The sequence below is a fragment of the Thalassospira sp. genome (assembly GCF_040218635.1).
Classification (GTDB): Bacteria; Pseudomonadota; Alphaproteobacteria; order Rhodospirillales; family Thalassospiraceae; genus Thalassospira.
On record NZ_JAVJRB010000002.1, the window covers coordinates 132269 to 149114 of the forward strand.

Sequence of the window (16846 nt, forward strand, 5' to 3'; positions counted from 1 at the left end):
AAATGGCAAGGCATGCCATTGTTTTAATTGCTGGTTTCATCCCCAATATATTCCCCTGTGGCGCGAACAATCCGCATAGGACAAAGATGGGGAAGTCTGGGCAAAGCATCAAGAAATAGTTTTGCGAAGATCAGGAAATGAACGCAAAAGACGTATTCAGGCTATATCCAGACACAAAAAACGCGCTGGCACGTTCATGCACAGCGCGTTTTTAAATGGGGTTGGTCGCGCCTTAGGCGTCGATTGCAACGCCTTTGTCTTTAAGGTGCTGGGCAAGTTCGCCCGATGCAAACATCTCGCGCACGATATCACAGCCGCCAAGGAATTCACCTTTGACATACAGCTGCGGAATGGTCGGCCAGTTCGAGAAATCCTTGATGCCCTGACGGATTGCCGGGTCAACCAGAACGTTGATGTCTTTGAATTTAACACCAAGTTCGGCCATGACCTGAACCACAGCAGCAGAGAAACCACACTGCGGGAACATGGAGGTTCCCTTCATGAACACCACGATATCGTTTTCGGTGATGTCCTTCTGGATGCGTTCGAATACCGGATTGTCGGTCATAATGATTGTCCTTGGCTTGGGCGGCGATCTTTTTACCGCAGAAATACAGGTTAAACTTTTATGGCCGAAGATATGGCTGGAACCTGCAGTTCTGTCAACTCTTGGCGCGATTTTGGCGGGCTGTTCGCAGGTTATCCCAACTGTAGACCCCAAGGCCAAGCCATACCAAGGCGTATGTCACCATATGCGCAGAGGTGAATGCTTCGCCAAAGACCAGAACAGCAATAAAGAATTGTAAGGTCGGGTTCAGGTATTGCATCAGGCCAAGGGCGGAAAACTTCATGTTCCGCGCAGCAAAAGCAAACAGCACAAGCGGGATGGTCGTGCAGACCCCAAGCCCGATCAAAAGGGCGTCATTTGCAATCCCGGTATTGCCAAATGCCGATCCGCCGTGACTGTGAAGCCAGAACATATAAACCAGTGACGCCGGGGTCAGAAGCGCGCATTCCACAAAAAGACCGGCAATCGGGTCAGCGGGCACAAATTTGCGGATCACACCGTAAAAGGCAAATAAAGTCGCAAGGCTGAGCGCGATCCATGGCAGATGGCCGTAAAACACCAAAAGGTTCAACACCCCGACCGAACAAATCGCAACCGAAAGCAACTGAATGCGGTTTAACTGTTCACCAAAGAAAGCCCGGCCCAAAACCAACATGACCAATGGCATGATGTAATAGCCAAGGCTTGCTTCAAGCGCGTTGCCACTATTGACCGCCCAGATGTAAATGATCCAGTTTCCCGCGACCAGAAGACTGCTGAGAAACAGCATGCCAAGCGTTCGGGAAGACGAGATCAGCAGCCAAAGCTGCTTGCGACGGCCCAATGCAAATACCAGAATCAGCGTTAGAACAGCCGACCAGATGATCCGGTGGGACAGAATTTCAAGCGGTTCGGCAAAGGAAACCTGTTTGAAATACAGGCCAAAAACGCCCCAGATGGTAAAGGCGGCAAGTCCGGCGAGCGGACCGGCACCGATAAGGGCCGGTTTTTCCTGTGATGACATAATTGATGAGCCGTGGTCAGTTATTGGGGCTGTGTCCGGGCGGGGAATTCGGGCCATCCGGGCTAAATCGGGTCGTTACGCAAACGGGCGTCGAATTGTCTCCGACGCCCGTGAATGTCCGGTGATGCGCAAAATGGTGGCTGTGCGCAGGACCGCGATATTATGGGGGTTATTCCGGTGCAGAAGTCTGCAGGGCAAGCGCGTGGAGTTCGCCGCCCATTTTGCCTTTCAGCGCGGAATAAACCATCTGATGCTGGATCACGCGGGTTTTGCCGCGGAAGGCTTCAGACACAACAATTGCGGCATAATGATCGCCATCGCCACGCAAATCCTCGATGCGGACTTGTGCATCGGGCAGGGCTTCCTTGATCATGTTTTCGATTTCGTAGGCTTCCATGGCCATGGCGTTTATTCCTTATAATTAATCGCTGGCATCTTTGTGCCGTCGATAAGACCTCTTTTCACTGGTATATGACCTTGTTACGGGGGCTGTCAATTTCTGTGCAATGGGCCGCGCAATCACCGGCATCATCATCTTCAATGCTTGTCCTGCGCGCGATATTGTTCTAATGACGCAATCAAGGTTGCGCACACCTGCCGTCCGCAAGGTTTATGCCTTGGGTAAAGTGGCGCTGATAACATCAATCGGACCCGTTTCCAGATCAGGATACGGCCCGGCAATGCGGACACCCGGCCTCCTGCGTGGAGACGACGAACATGACTTCAAATACGCTTAATATCAGCCGTGCGGATATCGAAACCGACGCGACCGAACAGTTCAAGGCACAGGCAAAACGCCTGCGCAAAGCCTTGGCCGCCCGCGATGTTGCGATATCACACAGCGGCAGTCTCGAACTTCTGGCGCAAAGCCACGGTTATCGCGACTGGAATACAGCCATTGCGATGGCAAGGCGCAATATCCCGACCAATGTATCGGACCTTGGTATCGGCAAACGCTTTGCCGGTTCCTATCTTGGCCATGCGGTGACGGGTTTGATCCGCAGTGTGACTGCAACCCCGGTTGGCGGGGTGTTCCGGGTCGAGGTGCATCTTGATGAAGCCGTCGATGTGGTGGCATCAAAACGCTTCACCGGATTTCGCCAACGCATCGGTGCCCGGATTAACGAGCATTGCGAACCGGTCCTGACCAACGGCACACCCGGACCGGGGCTTTCGATTGATCTGTTGCTGCGGGATCAACCTGAAGCGTAAATACGTTTTTGTTGAAATAGATGATGAACTCTCCGGCAACTGGTTGCAGTTGCCGGGGCGGTTTAACCGCCGGTCATGCTCATATGCCGACCAACGGCCGGTTTCTGGCCTTTGCGGTCGATCACGAAGTCATGGCCTTTGGGTTTGAGTTCCATGGCGGCATCAAGCATTTGATCAAGCGCGCGGGGATCGCCGGTGCGAAGGGCCGCACGCAGGTCAACATGGTCTTCCTGGCCAAGGCACATGTAAAGCGTTCCGGTGCAGGTCACGCGCACACGGTTGCAGCCTTCGCAGAAATTATGGGTCAGTGGCGTGATGAAGCCGAGACGCCCACCAGTTTCGGCAACGGTGGTATAGCGGGCCGGGCCGGGGGTGACGTATTCGGACGGGATCAGGGTATATTCCTTTTCCAGCCGTTCACGCACCACGGTCAGGGGCAAATATTGTTCCGTACGGTCGCCATCAATGTCGCCCAGCGGCATGGTTTCAATCAGGCAAAGATCGAAATCTTCTTTGCCGCACCATGCAACAAGGCGGGACATTTCATCTTCGTTGAAATTGCGCAGCGCCACGGTATTGATCTTGATCTGAATACCGGCCTGCTTGGCGGCTTCAAGCCCGGCCAGAACCTGTTCAAGGCGGCCACGCCGGGTGATTTCAGTAAATTTCTGAGAATCGAGACTATCAAGCGAGATGTTGAGACGCTTCACCCCAAGGCGGGCCAGATCATCGGCATAGGTTGCAAGCTGGCTGCCATTGGTGGTCATGGTCAATTCATCAAGCGCACCGGCTTTAAGATGGCGTGACAGATCGGCAATCAGATCCATGATGCCACGACGCACCAGCGGTTCGCCACCGGTCAGGCGCAATTTGCGGACACCGCGTGTGATAAAGGCCGTACAGAGCTGATCGAGTTCTTCAAGGGTGAGAACTTCGGATTTTGGCAGGAAGGTCATGTTTTCCGCCATGCAATAGGTGCAGCGGAAATCGCAGCGGTCCGTTACGGAAACGCGCAGATATGAGACATGGCGGCCATATTTATCGATCAGCGGTTTGGTCATGGCGTTGGCTTAATTAAGCGTCCTAGGGTTCGCGGGGCAATAATCTATACTGTGACTGTTGCACAATGGGCGGGGTGTTGACCAGCTAGTTTCCATCGCGGGTCTTCACCTTTCCGTCAGGTGAAAACGCATAAAGCCGCACGTGATAAAACAAGTGCGGCTTTAGCAATATCGGATTACGGGTAACCGATGGGTAACTGCGAGCTTGGGCGGCCGGTCCTAGGATTTTGGCAGTCTTGCCTTGTCCGCATCAATTGCCTTGATGACTTCACGCAGGGTTGCAACATCTTCGCTGCCAAGCTTGGCAACAAGTTCGGCGGAATGTTCAGGAACCGCAAGGGTCTCGCGGACATCGCCAAACAGGGCATCGAGCAAACGAATGCAATGTTCTTCGGTGAAAGACCAGATTGGATCGCTGATCGGCATATTGTCATTGACCAGCTGAAGCAGCCATTTCTTACGATGCTCATAGGATTTGAAATGCAGGGCCATCCGGGCAAAGACAAGGTTGATGCAGGATTTGACTGCCGGTTCCTTCGCCAGATGATCCCAATATTCAATCGGATCGCGCAATTCGTCATCTTCATCGGCATGGGCTTCGATGATGGTGTGAATTTCGCGGTCGATTTCCTGAAGCATATCCATGCCAACCATCATGCGGATGACTTTGAAGAAGGGCTGTAAAATCGTCCGTGACAGGGCACCATCCTGAATGGTGCCTGCTTCGTTGCCTTCCAGAAGATGGTCAAAGCGCGACACCAGAAGACGGCCAAACGGGTCATGGCGAACAGCAGCATGTTCGCGGGCCTTGATGGATTCAAGATCGGTTTCAAGCACCGCCCACGCCGCGTCAAACAAGTCTTCCTTGTCGCGCAGGCCGTTCAGCGCCTTGAGAATTTGTTCTTCGCTTACCGAACCGCCATTGTTGCGTGCGAAATGGATCAGCCCCTGGGAAAATTGTTCCAGCACCGTAAAGGCAGCAGAAGTATGTCGCTGCTTAAAGCTGTCACGTGGTGGTTTGATGGCTGCAATCATGGAGTTTCCAGACCTTTTCTTAGACGGATGCGCACGTCAAAGCTACATCAAATCGTGCCTGATAGAGTCTCATTCGTACGCCGAATTCATTAACAAATTTATGTCAGCAATTCGTGTGCCAAGCATCGCCGTGACGACACAGCACCCTGTGCGGGCCAGAAGCCACATGCCAAACCCGGCCAAAAGACCCCAAGCGGCATCGCGTTGCATCAGATCCGTCTGGTTGTGTCGGGCTTTAAGCTATTCGTAGCCGACGGCAGCTTCGACAATTTCAAGCACGACATAGCGTGGCCGGATGATCTGACGGCCGACTTCTTCGAAATTCACGGCAATGCGATCCCCGTCAACAGCCTGAATGCGACCTAAACCCCAATCGGGCTGGTTGGGATGGCGAACGATGGTGCCAGGGGTCAGCAAAAAATCCATTGGGTTCTCTGTGTTGGTATCTTGGGGTTCGAAGTATCGCCCTTAATATAGGTTGTTCTGCCCAAAGGCACAAATTTGATTAGGTCATATGGCTTTATTGACGTTGCCTTTGCAGGCAGGGCGGCAAAAATTGCCGAGCATCAAAGTTCTAAATTTCGTGCTGGCTAAATAAGCTCTTAACATATGAAGGTCAATCTGAGCCATCTGAAGCCAGCCCTTGTGCGGGAATGCATACAAGATATCTGTTTCAATGATGTCGGGCGGGGTTTGGAAATCGGGCATTGTGTTTGGGAACGCAATGCAGTGCAGGAAATATAGAAAGACCTTGGAGAACCCGCGTAATGGTTCAGGATATCGCCCTTGAAATGACGCTGATCGAATTGATTAGTTCGCGCATTTGTCATGATCTTGTCGGTCCGGTCGGGGCCGTCAATGCCGGGGCGGAACTTATGGGCGAAGACGGGGTTGCCGATGACGAGGCGCTGGCGCTTATGCGTAAAAGCGGCCTTGAAGCCGCCCGTCGATTACAATTATTCCGTCTGGCATTTGGCCGGGCAGGCAACAGCGTTGATACGCAATCAATGCGAACCGCGGCACGCCAAACATATGATGCAGAAGGGAAAGTCAGCCTTGATTGGCCCAACTTGCCGTTTGATGCAGCGCATGGACGAGTCGTCTTGAACATGGTCATGCTGGCCCGTGAAGCTTTGCCGTTTGGCGGGGTGATCACGGTTGCCCACGACTCCGGTAGCACGACGGTTCTTGCCGAAGGTAAGCGCGCGGCCCTTCGCCCGGAAGTGATGACGGTGTTGGAAAAAGACGTTTCTGCCGATGTGCTTGATCCGCGCACTGTGCATGGGTTTTTCGTGCGAAATCTGGCCTATCGGACGGGCGGGGCGCTTTCTGTCTTGCAACAGGAAGGAAATATTGCATTGATCTATGGATAAAAAATTGACCTGTGGGTCTGGTAATAAGGTGTGATAACTTCTACGTAAGTAACCGATGTAGCGCACGTTTCTCGCCATGAATGCGCATAATGGGAGTTCCAGTTCCGGCAAGCGTTTAATTGTTGGAGATTTGGAGGGGGTATATGGACGATCTTTTAAGTGAATTTCTGACCGAGACTTCGGAAAGCCTTTCAACGCTTGACGTTGAGCTGGTGAAGCTTGAACAGAACCCGAATGATCCGGACATTCTGTCCAATATTTTCCGTTTGGTGCATACCATCAAAGGGACCTGTGGATTCCTTGGCCTGCCGCGACTGGAAGCTGTCGCACATGCTGGTGAAAACGTTTTGGGGAAAATCCGTGACGGCGAATTGGTGGTGACACCTGATGCTGTGACGCTGGTTCTCGAATCGATTGATACGATTAAATACCTGCTCGGCGAGCTTGAGCAGAATGAAACCGAGCCAGACGGCAACGATGCCGATCTGATTGCGCGCCTTAACCATTTTGCCGATACCGGCACGATCATGGGCGGTACCGCGGCACCGGCGGCGGCTGTTGAAGAAGCGCCTGCAGATGACGCGCCGGAAATGACCGATGACGAACGGTTGCAGGCCATCTTTGATGCGACTGAAGTTGACCCGGAAGTCGCAGCGGAGCCAGAGGCTCCTGCACCTGCGCCGGCGCCGCCTGCTGCTGCGAAATCACAAGCAGTTGCCCCGGCGAAAAAACCGGCTGCCGAACAGCAGGCCGACGCCCCGCGCGGCGAGGCCAAAGAAAGTTCAGTTGCGGCCCAGACCATTCGTGTGAATGTCGAGCTGCTTGAAAACCTGATGACTTTGGTATCCGAGCTTGTCCTGACCCGTAACCAGCTTCTGCAGATGGTGCGCGGAAAGGATGACAGTGAATTTACCGTTCCGTTGCAGCGCCTGTCGCACATCACCACCGACCTTCAGGAAGGTGTGATGAAGACCCGTATGCAGCCGATTGGCAATGCCTGGGCGAAACTGCCGCGTATTGTTCGCGACCTTGCCCTTGAGATGAACAAAAAAATCGATCTGCAAATGATCGGTGCCGATACCGAGCTGGACCGTCAGGTTCTTGAATTGATCAAGGATCCGCTGACCCATATGGTGCGGAACTCTGCTGACCATGGTCTGGAAGATATTCCGGGTCGTCGTGAAGTTGGCAAGCCTGAAACCGGTACGGTCACGCTGAATGCGTATCATGAAGGCGGTCACATCATCATCGAGATTTCAGATGATGGCCGTGGCTTGAACCTTGAACGGATCAAAGCCAAAGCCGTTGCCAATGGTCTGGCGACTGAAGGTGAACTGGAAAGCATGGGCGACCAGCAGATCCAGCAATTTATCTTTAAGGCCGGGTTCTCGACCGCCGAGAAAGTCACATCGGTTTCTGGCCGTGGTGTCGGTATGGACGTGGTTCGTACCAACATTGAAAAAATCGGCGGTACGGTTGAGCTGAAATCGGTCGAAGGCCGTGGGTCGACCTTTATCATTAAAATTCCGCTGACCTTGGCAATCGTATCGGCCCTGATCGTTGAAAGTGGTGGCGAACGTTTCGCAATCCCGCAGATCAGCGTTCTGGAACTTGTCCGTGCGTCGAGCAATTCCGAACATTCGATTGAACGTATTCACGACACGCCGGTCTTGCGTCTGCGCAACCGGTTGTTGCCGCTTGTCACGCTCAAGAAAATTCTGGGGCTTGATACCACAGAAGAAGCCGATGACGGGGTTGATGAAGAAGCCTTCATCGTTGTGGCCCAGGTCGGGACATATTCGTTCGGTATCATCGTTGACCGCGTCTTTGACACCGAGGAAATCGTTGTTAAACCGGTCGCCCCGATCCTGCGTGATCTGTCGCTGTTCTCGGGCAATACCATCCTTGGCGATGGTAGCGTGATCATGATCCTTGATCCGAACGGCATTGCCACCCGCACAGGTGAAATCACAGTTGGTGGTTCGCAGGGTGTCGAAGGCAAAGCCAAAGCCGATGCCGGGGACCGCGAAACAACGTCGATGCTGGTCTTCCGGGCTGGCGGCAGCGAAATGCGTGCGGTACCGCTTGCGCTGGTTGCACGTCTTGAAGAAATCGATGTCGGTGACATTGAACATTCAAACGGGCGTCCGTTGGTTCAGTATCGCGGGAAACTGATGCCGCTTGTCTTTATCGACGGCAGCTATCAGATGAAAGCCGAAGGTCGCCAGCCGACCCTTGTCTTCCAGGATCGCGAACGGACCATGGGTCTTGTTGTCGACGAGATCGTCGATATCGTTGATGATGTTCTCAATGTTGAACTGACAGCGGATCAGGATGGTCTGGTTGGTTCTGCGGTGATTGACGGCAAGGCAACCGATCTTATTGATGCTGGTTACTATCTTGAACTGGCATTCAGCGACTGGTTTGGCACCGAAGATACCGGTGGCGAGAAAAAACGTGTTCTGTTGATCGATGACAGCCCGTTCTTCCGCAACCTTCTGACCCCGATGCTCTCTGTTGCCGGGTTCCGTATTACGGCGGTAGAGACGGCAGAGCAGGCCATGGAACTGAAAAACCGCGGCGTTCTGTTTGATGCAATTATCAGCGATATCGAAATGCCGGGTATGAACGGCTTTGAGTTTGCCGAAGCGTTGCAGAATGACGAGCTGTGGGGGGATGTTCCAATTATTGCCCTGTCCTCGCATACCAAAGAAGAAGATTTCGAGCGTGGTCGTCAGGTCGGTTTCAGTGACTATGTCGCCAAGTTTGACCGTGAAGCGCTCGTCTCGACCTTGGTCCAGACTCTGAGCAATATGTAATCGGGAGAAAGTCCAATGAGCGATAGTAACGCACTCGTCCCGAGCCACGAAAAAGGCGGTGCTCTTGATCTTGGTGGTGACAGCAAGGATTTTGTCACTGCATATATAGGTAAGCAGTTGTTTGGTATTCCGGTCCTGACGGTTCAGGATGTTCTGGGACCACAGCGCATTACCCGTATTCCGCTTGCACCGCCAGAAGTTGCCGGTTCTTTGAACCTGCGCGGGCGTATTGTGACTGCCATTGATGTGCGCAAACGTCTTGGTTTGCGCGACAAGGATGACGATGATCCGGGAATGAGCATTGTTGTTGATCAGGGTGGCGAGCTTTACAGCCTGATGGTTGATCAGGTCGGAGAAGTTCTGAGCGTGCCGAAAAAGGCGTTCGAACAAAATCCGGCAACGCTTGATCCGCGCTGGCGTGAATTCTCGGACGGGATTTTCCGTCTGGATAAGAAGCTTCTGGTTATTCTCGACGTTGCGCGGCTGCTTGATTTTACTTCTTCTATCAAGCAGGCTGGGTAAGCGAACTTGCGTGCCGGGGGCGCGATGCTCCCGGTATTTTGCCGTTATTGGCTTAACGATCTAAGTAAACGAGAAGGAAGTCGATGAAGAGTTGTCTCGTCGTCGATGATTCGAAAGTCATCCGAATGGTAGCGCGCCGTATCCTTGAAGAGATCGGGTTTGCGGTCGTAGAAGCAGTGGATGGTCAGGAGGCATTGGAAAAATGCCACGAAGACATGCCTGATGCGGTTCTGCTTGACTGGAACATGCCAGTGAAAAGCGGAATTGAGTTCTTGCGCGACTTGCGTGCAACGCCGGGTGGTGATGAGCCTGTCGTCGTGTTCTGTACGACAGAAAATGATCTGGAACACATCCAGGAAGCCATCACTGCCGGTGCGAACGAATACATTATGAAACCGTTCGATAGCGAGATCATTCAGGCGAAGTTTGAACAGGTCGGACTGATCTAGTCTGGTGTCTGCACCTTATGCCGGTCTAGTATTCTGAGACTGATCTCCTGACTCAAACGGGGACACTGCTACGTGGAAGAAACGCCTATCCATTCGCCATATAAAGTCCTGATCGTGGATGATTCCGCCATTGTGCGCGGACTTGTCACACGCATGATGACCGAAGACGACGAAATCAATGTCGTCGGATCGGTAAGTAATGGCGAAGAAGCATTGGCAGTGATGGAAGGCGGCGGCATTGAAGTCGTTGTTCTTGATATCGAAATGCCGGTGATGGATGGCTTGACGGCTCTTCCCAAGCTGTTGGAGATTGATCCGACAGTGCGCGTGATCATGGCATCCACCCTTACCAAACGAAATGCCGATATCAGTTTTCAGGCGATGACGCTTGGCGCGGTGGATTATATTCCCAAGCCAAGCTCGTCAAAAGATCTTAACGTTGGTGAGGGGTTCCGTGCCGAGCTTCTAGACAAGGCGAAAGCATGGGCTGAACAGCGTCGCAAGATGCTTGAAGCTGAACAGGTCGGGATTGCGCCAGCAGCACCTCAGGCCAGCCCAGCGAAACCTGCGGCAGAACCGGCACCAGAAGCAGCTCCTGCGCCTTCTGAAAGCGCGGATGGTCAAGCAGATGCATCATCTGCGGCGCAAAAACCGGCCGAGCAACAACACCCGCACAAACCGGGTCGTGTTCAACGCAAAACATTTACCGCTGAATTGCGGCCGCGCCCAACGCAGCAGCATGCACGCCCGCAAGCAATGCAAATGCGCCCGATGCCGCAACAGCCAAGCCCGGCACCGGGTACACCGTCCGCGACGGGTGGCGCAGGTGCGGCCAAGGCAAGCCCGGCGAGCATTGCTAAAGGTGGTGATTCCGCGCGGTTACAAAGCCCGTCGGCGGCGTCCCGAGATCCCGGCAGGCTTATTCGCGATGCGGCGATTGCCGCGGGCGGGGCGAAGCCTGCTGCATTGAAAACAACCCGTCCGGCACCCGCAACACCGGCAACGCAGAATATTGCGACGGCAAAGCGCGCCGCACCGGGCGGGTCGGCAACAGGTAAGCTTGCGCGTGGTGGTGGCGCGCCTGCACCGGCACCGGTAAAGCGTGTTTCAACGCGCGGCGCTGTTTCGTTGCTGCCGGAAAAGCGTATCAATGTCGAAGCGATTGCGATTGGCAGTTCAACCGGTGGGCCGCAGGCATTGTTTGAAGTGTTGCGCGGGCTTGCCGGTGTGCGGCAGCCAATTTTTATTACGCAGCATATGCCTGCAACCTTTACCACGATCCTTGCTGAGCATATTACCCGTTTGACGGGGTTGAAATGTCAGGAAGCGCAAAACAAAATGCCGATTGTCGCCGGACAGGTTTACCTTGCACCCGGGGATTACCACATGACAGTCGAAGGGCGCGGCGCTTCGCGCCATCTTATGTTGAACCAAAATCCGCCAGAAAATTTCTGTCGCCCGTCTGTCGATCCGATGCTTCGGAGTATTGTGGCAAGCTATGGTGGAAATATTCTAACCGCGATACTGACCGGAATGGGTCAGGATGGTATGTTGGGTGGTCGCGACGTTGTAAATGCCGGGGGAATAGTCGTGGCACAGGACGAACAAAGCAGTGTTGTATGGGGGATGCCAGGTGCGGCCGCGCATGCCGGTATCTGTTCTGCGATTTTACCAATTGGTGGAATTGCAGCCTATATCAAAAAATTTGCGGGGGGTCGTTAACCCACAATGATGAAGCCGGATGACTTCGAATTTGTAAGCAGACTGATAAAGTCCAAGTCCGGGCTCGTACTGAGCGAGGACAAGACTTATCTGCTTGAAAGCCGGCTGATGCCCATTGCGCGTAAGCGCGGGCTTAAAGATCTGGGCGAATTGATTGGCGCGATGCGCGGCGGCGACCGAAATTTGGTCGAAGAAGTCGTTGATGCGATGACGACCAATGAAAGTTTCTTCTTCCGCGATACCAAACCGTTTGATCAGTTCCGTCATGTTGTCTTGCCACATATGATCCGGGAACGTGCGTCCAAACGCCATTTGCGGATTTGGTGTGCTGCGGCGTCTTCGGGGCAGGAGCCCTATTCGCTGGGGATGATTCTTGATGAATTCAAAACCCAGCTGGCTGGCTGGCGGGTTGAAATTATCGGGACGGACATTTCGCGGGAAATTTTGACAAAGGCGCGCGCAGGTCTGTATTCCCAGTTTGAAGTTCAAAGGGGACTTCCGATTGGTCTTCTGGTCAAATATTTCCAGAAGAAAGAAGACCAGTGGCAGATTTCATCGGAAATCCGTTCCAAGGTTCAATACAAAGAATTCAACCTTCTGGAAGATTTCAGACCACTTGGCCAGTTTGACATCGTCTATTGTCGTAACGTGCTGATCTATTTTGATCAGCCGACCAAAAGCGATGTTTTGGCGCGTGTTTCGGCCTTGATGCCTGACGATGGATTCTTGTTCCTTGGGGGGGCAGAAACCGTCCTTGGGATTTCAGATAAATTCAAACCGCTTGCCCGTCAGCGTGGCATTTACCAGCTGAACCGTCCCGGTGCGCCAGAAGTTGACCTGACCGCGCTGGAAAAGGCGCAGGCAAGTGGCACCGCCGCCGCAAGCAGTGGTGCTGCAGGTGCCGCAGCAGGCGGATTGGCGTTTCCTAAGCCCAAACATATGCAAACAGGTGCCGCTGCGGCGGGAACTGCAACCCGACCGGCAACGACAGGCGGCATTCCGCCACGCCCGACCACAACAGGTACTGCAACCGCCCGTCCGGGCCTGACAGCCACGACTGCACGTCCGACGACGACGGGAACGGCGGGAACAATTCCACCGCGTCCGGGCACGACCGGGACGACAGGAACAGCTGCGCGCCCGGGAAGCACCGGTACAACCGGAACTACAGCACGTCCGGGGACCACGGGTACAACTGGAACGACAACGCGACCGGGTGGTGTCGGGACTACCGGAACGGGTAGCTCGTTCAGCAAACCGTCAGGTTCGACTGGTACTGGTTCAACTGCGCGTCCTGGAACGACGGGAACATCCGGTTCGACGGGGTCGACATATCGCAGGCCGCTTGGCACCGGCACGGCTGGAAGTGGGACTGGAACCACGCCAACGCGTCCGTCAAGCAGTTCAGGAAATTCCTCAGGCGGGGCTTCAGGTACCACGCGACCGTCAACCACGTTTGATCGTTCACGTTTCGGCAAGCCCGAAGATAAGAAATAGTAAGGCAGCCGGTGTTTTAACCGACTGTCTTCCCTAAACGGAGACGTCGGAAAAGAACATGGCCTCCTCTTCTTTTACCCAACCACCACCACGTAGATCGCTGACCCATTTACAGCGTCGTCGTAAATTGACGATTGCCTGTCTTTCCATGCTGTTATTGGGCGCATTACCCTTGGTTCATTCATTGACGGTGGTCAAATCCGTCAATCACGAAACGGTCGAAATGGTGGGGATCGGGCTGATCTTGATCGCGATCCTTGGGCGGGCTTGGTGCACGCTTTATATCGGTGGACGCAAAGCGCAGGAATTAACGCGATCCGGGCCCTATTCGATCAGCCGAAATCCACTATATCTGTTCAGTTTTATCGGGGCTGCCGGGATCGGTGCCCAAACTGGAAGTCTTGTCATTTCGGCTTTGTTTGTGGCCGGGGCGTTTGGCGTTTTCTTGCCAGTTATCTTGCGCGAAGAGCGGGCCTTAAAAGAGATTTTCGGATCTGAATTTTCTGATTATCAGGCCAGTGTGCCGCGATTTGGACCCCAGTTTTCGAAGTGGCAGGACGCGGAAACAATTGAAGTAAAGCCACGGCTTTTATGGCGAACAATCCGGGACGGTTTGGTGTTCTTGATGGTGATCCCAATTTTTGAACTGATTGATTGGGTGCAGCTTACGGGGTTGGTTCATCCGATGGTTCTTTTACCCTAAATCGGGGTCGGAAAACCAATTACAGGCATGACGCGCAGATACAAAAACGCCCCGGTGCAGATCCGGGGCGTTTTTTGTGTAGCGGGCACTGTTGTTGTAACTCTTCTGCACAACGGAGTTGCACAAAAAGTTATATTTTATGCCACAGCACTGTTCGTGTCCGGGTCGCGCAGGACATAGCCCCGGCCCCAAACCGTATGGATATAGTTGTCGCCTTTGGTTGCAGACTGGATTTTCTTACGCAGTTTGCAGACAAAGACGTCAATAATCTTGAGTTCCGGCTCGTCCATACCGCCATAAAGGTGGTTCAGGAACATTTCCTTGGTCAGTGTCGTGCCTTTACGCAGCGACAACAGTTCAAGGATGCCATATTCCTTGCCGGTCAGATGCAGTGGCGATCCATCGACATCGACCGTGCGTGCATCAAGATTAACGTTGAGTTTTCCGGTCGCTATCATCGACTGGGCATGCCCGCGTGAGCGACGGACGATCGCCTGTACGCGTGCCAGAAGTTCGGTTTTTTCGAACGGCTTGGTAAGATAGTCATCCGCACCAAAACCAAGGCCTTTGACCTTGTCTTCGGTTTCCGTCAATCCTGAAAGGATAAGAACGGGGGTATCAACGCGTGCGTCGCGCAAACGTCTTAAGACTTCATAGCCGTCTATATCAGGCAGCATCAAGTCCAGAAGAATGATGTCATAATCGTAAAGTTTACCGATCTCGAGACCATCTTCCCCAAGATCCGTCGTGTCGATCACCATGCCTTCAGACTTGAGCATGAGCTCAATGCTATCAGCATAGGTGTTATCATCTTCAACCAGCAGCACCCGCATGTCTCTGCTCCGTTACCGTGTTCCGCAATAAGTCCGTGTTAATCCGGTTATTCGACAAGCGCCCCAACGATTGTCGGCGGGAATTTCTTTCCCATTTCGTTAACGATACGTTGCTTTGCGACTCGTGGCAAGCAGCCGAGTCGCATCTTGTTAACTTTTTTTCATCGTAAAGGGCGACTCGGGACCGGAATGTGAGTTTTCCCAACGGTTTGCTGTATTAATACGCAAAGGGCGATTTAGACAAAAAAGTTGTCTTTTTATCGTCTACACAGCTTTTTAATACCGAATATGCCTATATATCTGGGACGACGCGGTGCGATTTGCCACCCCTTGACCATTGGGGATGATCAAAATTCCGTGTTAAAACGAATATGAACCACCGCAACCGGAAAAGATCCAAAACGTGTTCCAGATCGGTCGAAACATCATCGCAGAACTTCGCCGCATTCCCGACTACCGCGTGGTCGGGCGGGTTACGGCGGTTTTGGGCCTGCTGGTGGAAATCGGCGGGGTTGAAGGTGCATTGTCCGTCGGGGATCGCTGCAAGGTCAAACGGCGCGATGGCAAGGCTGTGATTTGCGAGGTTGTTGGCTTTCGCAACGAACGCGCGCTTTTGATGCCGTTTGGTATTCTTGATGGTATCGGGATCGGCTGTGAAGTTGAACTGGGTGATACCCAGCCACAGGTTTATCCCGATGAAAGCTGGCTTGGCCGTGTGGTCAACGCATTTGGCGAACCTGTTGATGGCAAAGGCCCGCTAAGCGAAGGCACGAAAGCCTATCCAATTCGCAATATGCCGCCATCGGCCCATTCGCGTCAGCGTGTTGCGGGCAAGATTGATCTGGGTGTTCGGGCGATGAATACCTTCCTGACCTGTTGCCGCGGGCAACGTATGGGCATTTTCGCCGGGTCGGGTGTCGGGAAATCCAGTTTGCTGTCGATGATGACGCGCCATACCACATCGGACGTATCGGTGGTTGGTCTGATCGGCGAACGTGGGCGTGAAGCCCGCGAATTCATTGAAGATGATCTGGGCGAAGAAGGCTTGCGCCGTTCGGTTGTCGTGGTGGCGACATCAGATGAGCCGCCCTTGATGCGGCGTCAGGCAGCTTATATGACCATGGCGATTTCGGAATATTTCCGCGATGTCGGACGCGATGTGCTGTGTATGATGGATTCCGTCACCCGTTTTGCCATGGCCCAGCGTGAAATCAGCTTGTCAATCGGCGAACCACCAGCATCGAAGGGCTATACCCCGACGGTCTTTGCCGAATTGCCGCGTCTTTTGGAGCGTGCAGGTCCGGGCGGACCGGGGCAGGGATCAATCACCGGGCTTTTCACCGTTCTGGTCGATGGTGATGACCATAACGAACCGATTTCTGATGCGGTGCGTGGTATTCTTGACGGGCACGTGGTGTTGGACCGTTCCATCGCGGAGCAGGGCCGCTATCCGGCGATCAATATCCTGCGCAGTGTGTCGCGTACGATGCCCGCCTGTAACAGCGAAGAAGAAAACCACATCGTGTCACGTGCGCGGCAATTGCTTGCGACCTATGACGATATGGCCGAATTGATCCGGCTTGGCGCGTATCGTCTGGGAACCGACCCCAAAGTCGATGAAGCGATCCATTATTTCCCGCTGATTGAAGAATTTCTCAAACAGCGCAAGACCGAATGTACACGGCTAAATGAAGGCTATCTTGATCTGGCGCGCCGCCTTGATCTGTTGGCCCAGCAGCCAGAAGACCCACGTGTCGCCAAAGGGGCCCAATCGCAAAAACCACAGCAGGCCGCCCAACCGGCCGCAGCTGCGCCGCAAGGCATTCCAGATGAAATGCCACCCCATCGGCCTGCACCACCGCCGTCAACGGGGCCGACGATTAACCGCGGGCCAAAGGTCAATAGCCGGTCCAAGGCAGGCAATGCGGGTGACCTTAACGATGCCAAACGTGCCTTGCGTCGTGATCAAGGCGGGAAACCGTAATGACGATCTTTGCTGTGTGTGAGGGCCGGTTGATAAGGGTTTCTGCGATGATGGTTTCTGAGGAC

Annotated in this window: 16 protein-coding genes; 9 read left to right on the plus strand and 7 right to left on the minus strand. The window is 53.7% G+C overall.

The genetic code is table 11. The features are described 5' to 3' along the window. Window positions 1-232: 232 nt before the first annotated feature. The 3 genes from grxD to RIC05_RS01245 form a co-directional block, all read right to left on the minus strand. Entirely contained in the window at window positions 233-568 is a 336-nt protein-coding gene (gene grxD / locus RIC05_RS01235; RefSeq protein WP_350048013.1) for a Grx4 family monothiol glutaredoxin, read from the minus strand. Window positions 569-662: 94 nt separating this feature from the next. Further along, entirely contained in the window at window positions 663-1571 is a 909-nt protein-coding gene (gene rarD, locus RIC05_RS01240) for an EamA family transporter RarD (protein ID WP_350048015.1), read from the minus strand. 169 nt (window positions 1572-1740) lie between these two features. Beyond that, on the minus strand, window positions 1741-1974 hold the full coding sequence (locus RIC05_RS01245) for a BolA family protein (RefSeq protein WP_350048017.1): 234 nt from the start codon (window positions 1972-1974) through the stop codon (window positions 1741-1743). 314 nt (window positions 1975-2288) lie between these two features. On the opposite strand from RIC05_RS01245, the gene RIC05_RS01250 reads away from it, so the two are divergent. Next, window positions 2289-2783: a glyoxalase superfamily protein gene (locus tag RIC05_RS01250; RefSeq protein ID WP_350048018.1), complete on the plus strand. Its 495-nt coding sequence runs from the start codon at window positions 2289-2291 to the stop codon at window positions 2781-2783. A gap of 62 nt (window positions 2784-2845) precedes the next feature. On the opposite strand, the gene moaA is transcribed toward RIC05_RS01250, so the two are convergent. The 3 genes from moaA to RIC05_RS01265 all read right to left on the minus strand — a co-directional run bounded on the left by moaA (window position 2846) and on the right by RIC05_RS01265 (window position 5305). Beyond that, window positions 2846-3844 (minus strand): GTP 3',8-cyclase MoaA, encoded by a 999-nt coding sequence (moaA, locus tag RIC05_RS01255; protein WP_350048020.1) that lies wholly within the window; start codon window positions 3842-3844, stop codon window positions 2846-2848. Between the two features lie 219 nt (window positions 3845-4063). After that, window positions 4064-4879 carry a hypothetical protein gene (locus RIC05_RS01260; protein ID WP_350048022.1) on the minus strand — a complete coding sequence of 272 codons (816 nt, stop codon included), beginning with the start codon at window positions 4877-4879 and terminating at the stop codon, window positions 4064-4066. 240 nt (window positions 4880-5119) lie between these two features. Then, the gene (locus tag RIC05_RS01265) at window positions 5120-5305 is read right to left on the minus strand and encodes a DUF3553 domain-containing protein (protein ID WP_350042897.1); all 186 of its coding nucleotides are present in this window, start codon (window positions 5303-5305) and stop codon (window positions 5120-5122) included. 341 nt (window positions 5306-5646) lie between these two features. Here RIC05_RS01265 and RIC05_RS01270 point away from each other — a divergent pair, with 341 nt between their 5' ends. The 7 genes from RIC05_RS01270 to RIC05_RS01305 all read left to right on the plus strand — a co-directional run bounded on the left by RIC05_RS01270 (window position 5647) and on the right by RIC05_RS01305 (window position 13964). Continuing rightward, entirely contained in the window at window positions 5647-6252 is a 606-nt protein-coding gene (locus RIC05_RS01270) for a histidine phosphotransferase family protein (protein WP_350042898.1), read from the plus strand. Between the two features lie 143 nt (window positions 6253-6395). Next, a complete protein-coding gene (locus RIC05_RS01275; protein WP_350048024.1) occupies window positions 6396-9071 on the plus strand; it encodes a hybrid sensor histidine kinase/response regulator in 2676 nt (891 codons plus the stop codon). A gap of 15 nt (window positions 9072-9086) precedes the next feature. Continuing rightward, entirely contained in the window at window positions 9087-9593 is a 507-nt protein-coding gene (locus RIC05_RS01280) for a chemotaxis protein CheW (protein WP_350040574.1), read from the plus strand. A gap of 83 nt (window positions 9594-9676) precedes the next feature. Beyond that, the gene (locus tag RIC05_RS01285; RefSeq protein WP_350040575.1) at window positions 9677-10042 is read left to right on the plus strand and encodes a response regulator; all 366 of its coding nucleotides are present in this window, start codon (window positions 9677-9679) and stop codon (window positions 10040-10042) included. 72 nt (window positions 10043-10114) lie between these two features. Then, window positions 10115-11764 carry a chemotaxis protein CheB gene (locus RIC05_RS20710; RefSeq protein ID WP_502989532.1) on the plus strand — a complete coding sequence of 550 codons (1650 nt, stop codon included), beginning with the start codon at window positions 10115-10117 and terminating at the stop codon, window positions 11762-11764. Between the two features lie 9 nt (window positions 11765-11773). Continuing rightward, window positions 11774-13261 (plus strand): CheR family methyltransferase, encoded by a 1488-nt coding sequence (locus tag RIC05_RS01300; RefSeq protein WP_350048058.1) that lies wholly within the window; start codon window positions 11774-11776, stop codon window positions 13259-13261. Window positions 13262-13319: 58 nt separating this feature from the next. Beyond that, window positions 13320-13964: a methyltransferase family protein gene (locus tag RIC05_RS01305; protein ID WP_350048026.1), complete on the plus strand. Its 645-nt coding sequence runs from the start codon at window positions 13320-13322 to the stop codon at window positions 13962-13964. Window positions 13965-14101: 137 nt separating this feature from the next. Here the strand turns inward: RIC05_RS01305 and ctrA are convergent, their stop codons facing one another. Beyond that, window positions 14102-14797 (minus strand): response regulator transcription factor CtrA, encoded by a 696-nt coding sequence (gene ctrA / locus RIC05_RS01310; protein ID WP_350048028.1) that lies wholly within the window; start codon window positions 14795-14797, stop codon window positions 14102-14104. A gap of 403 nt (window positions 14798-15200) precedes the next feature. Here ctrA and fliI point away from each other — a divergent pair, with 403 nt between their 5' ends. Next, window positions 15201-16781, plus strand: a complete 1581-nt coding sequence (gene fliI / locus RIC05_RS01315; protein ID WP_350048030.1) for a flagellar protein export ATPase FliI — start codon at window positions 15201-15203, stop codon at window positions 16779-16781. Window positions 16782-16846 lie beyond the last annotated feature (65 nt).

Coding starts and splice junctions, on each gene's coding strand:
- grxD (WP_350048013.1), bottom strand. CDS start 568: ATGACCGACAATCCGGTATTCGAACGCATCCAGAAGGACATCACCGAA.
- rarD (WP_350048015.1), bottom strand. CDS start 1,571: ATGTCATCACAGGAAAAACCGGCCCTTATCGGTGCCGGTCCGCTCGCC.
- RIC05_RS01245 (WP_350048017.1), bottom strand. CDS start 1,974: ATGGCCATGGAAGCCTACGAAATCGAAAACATGATCAAGGAAGCCCTG.
- RIC05_RS01250 (WP_350048018.1), top strand. CDS start 2,289: ATGACTTCAAATACGCTTAATATCAGCCGTGCGGATATCGAAACCGAC.
- moaA (WP_350048020.1), bottom strand. CDS start 3,844: ATGACCAAACCGCTGATCGATAAATATGGCCGCCATGTCTCATATCTG.
- RIC05_RS01260 (WP_350048022.1), bottom strand. CDS start 4,879: ATGATTGCAGCCATCAAACCACCACGTGACAGCTTTAAGCAGCGACAT.
- RIC05_RS01265 (WP_350042897.1), bottom strand. CDS start 5,305: ATGGATTTTTTGCTGACCCCTGGCACCATCGTTCGCCATCCCAACCAG.
- RIC05_RS01270 (WP_350042898.1), top strand. CDS start 5,647: ATGGTTCAGGATATCGCCCTTGAAATGACGCTGATCGAATTGATTAGT.
- RIC05_RS01275 (WP_350048024.1), top strand. CDS start 6,396: ATGGACGATCTTTTAAGTGAATTTCTGACCGAGACTTCGGAAAGCCTT.
- RIC05_RS01280 (WP_350040574.1), top strand. CDS start 9,087: ATGAGCGATAGTAACGCACTCGTCCCGAGCCACGAAAAAGGCGGTGCT.
- RIC05_RS01285 (WP_350040575.1), top strand. CDS start 9,677: ATGAAGAGTTGTCTCGTCGTCGATGATTCGAAAGTCATCCGAATGGTA.
- RIC05_RS01300 (WP_350048058.1), top strand. CDS start 11,774: ATGAAGCCGGATGACTTCGAATTTGTAAGCAGACTGATAAAGTCCAAG.
- RIC05_RS01305 (WP_350048026.1), top strand. CDS start 13,320: ATGGCCTCCTCTTCTTTTACCCAACCACCACCACGTAGATCGCTGACC.
- ctrA (WP_350048028.1), bottom strand. CDS start 14,797: ATGCGGGTGCTGCTGGTTGAAGATGATAACACCTATGCTGATAGCATT.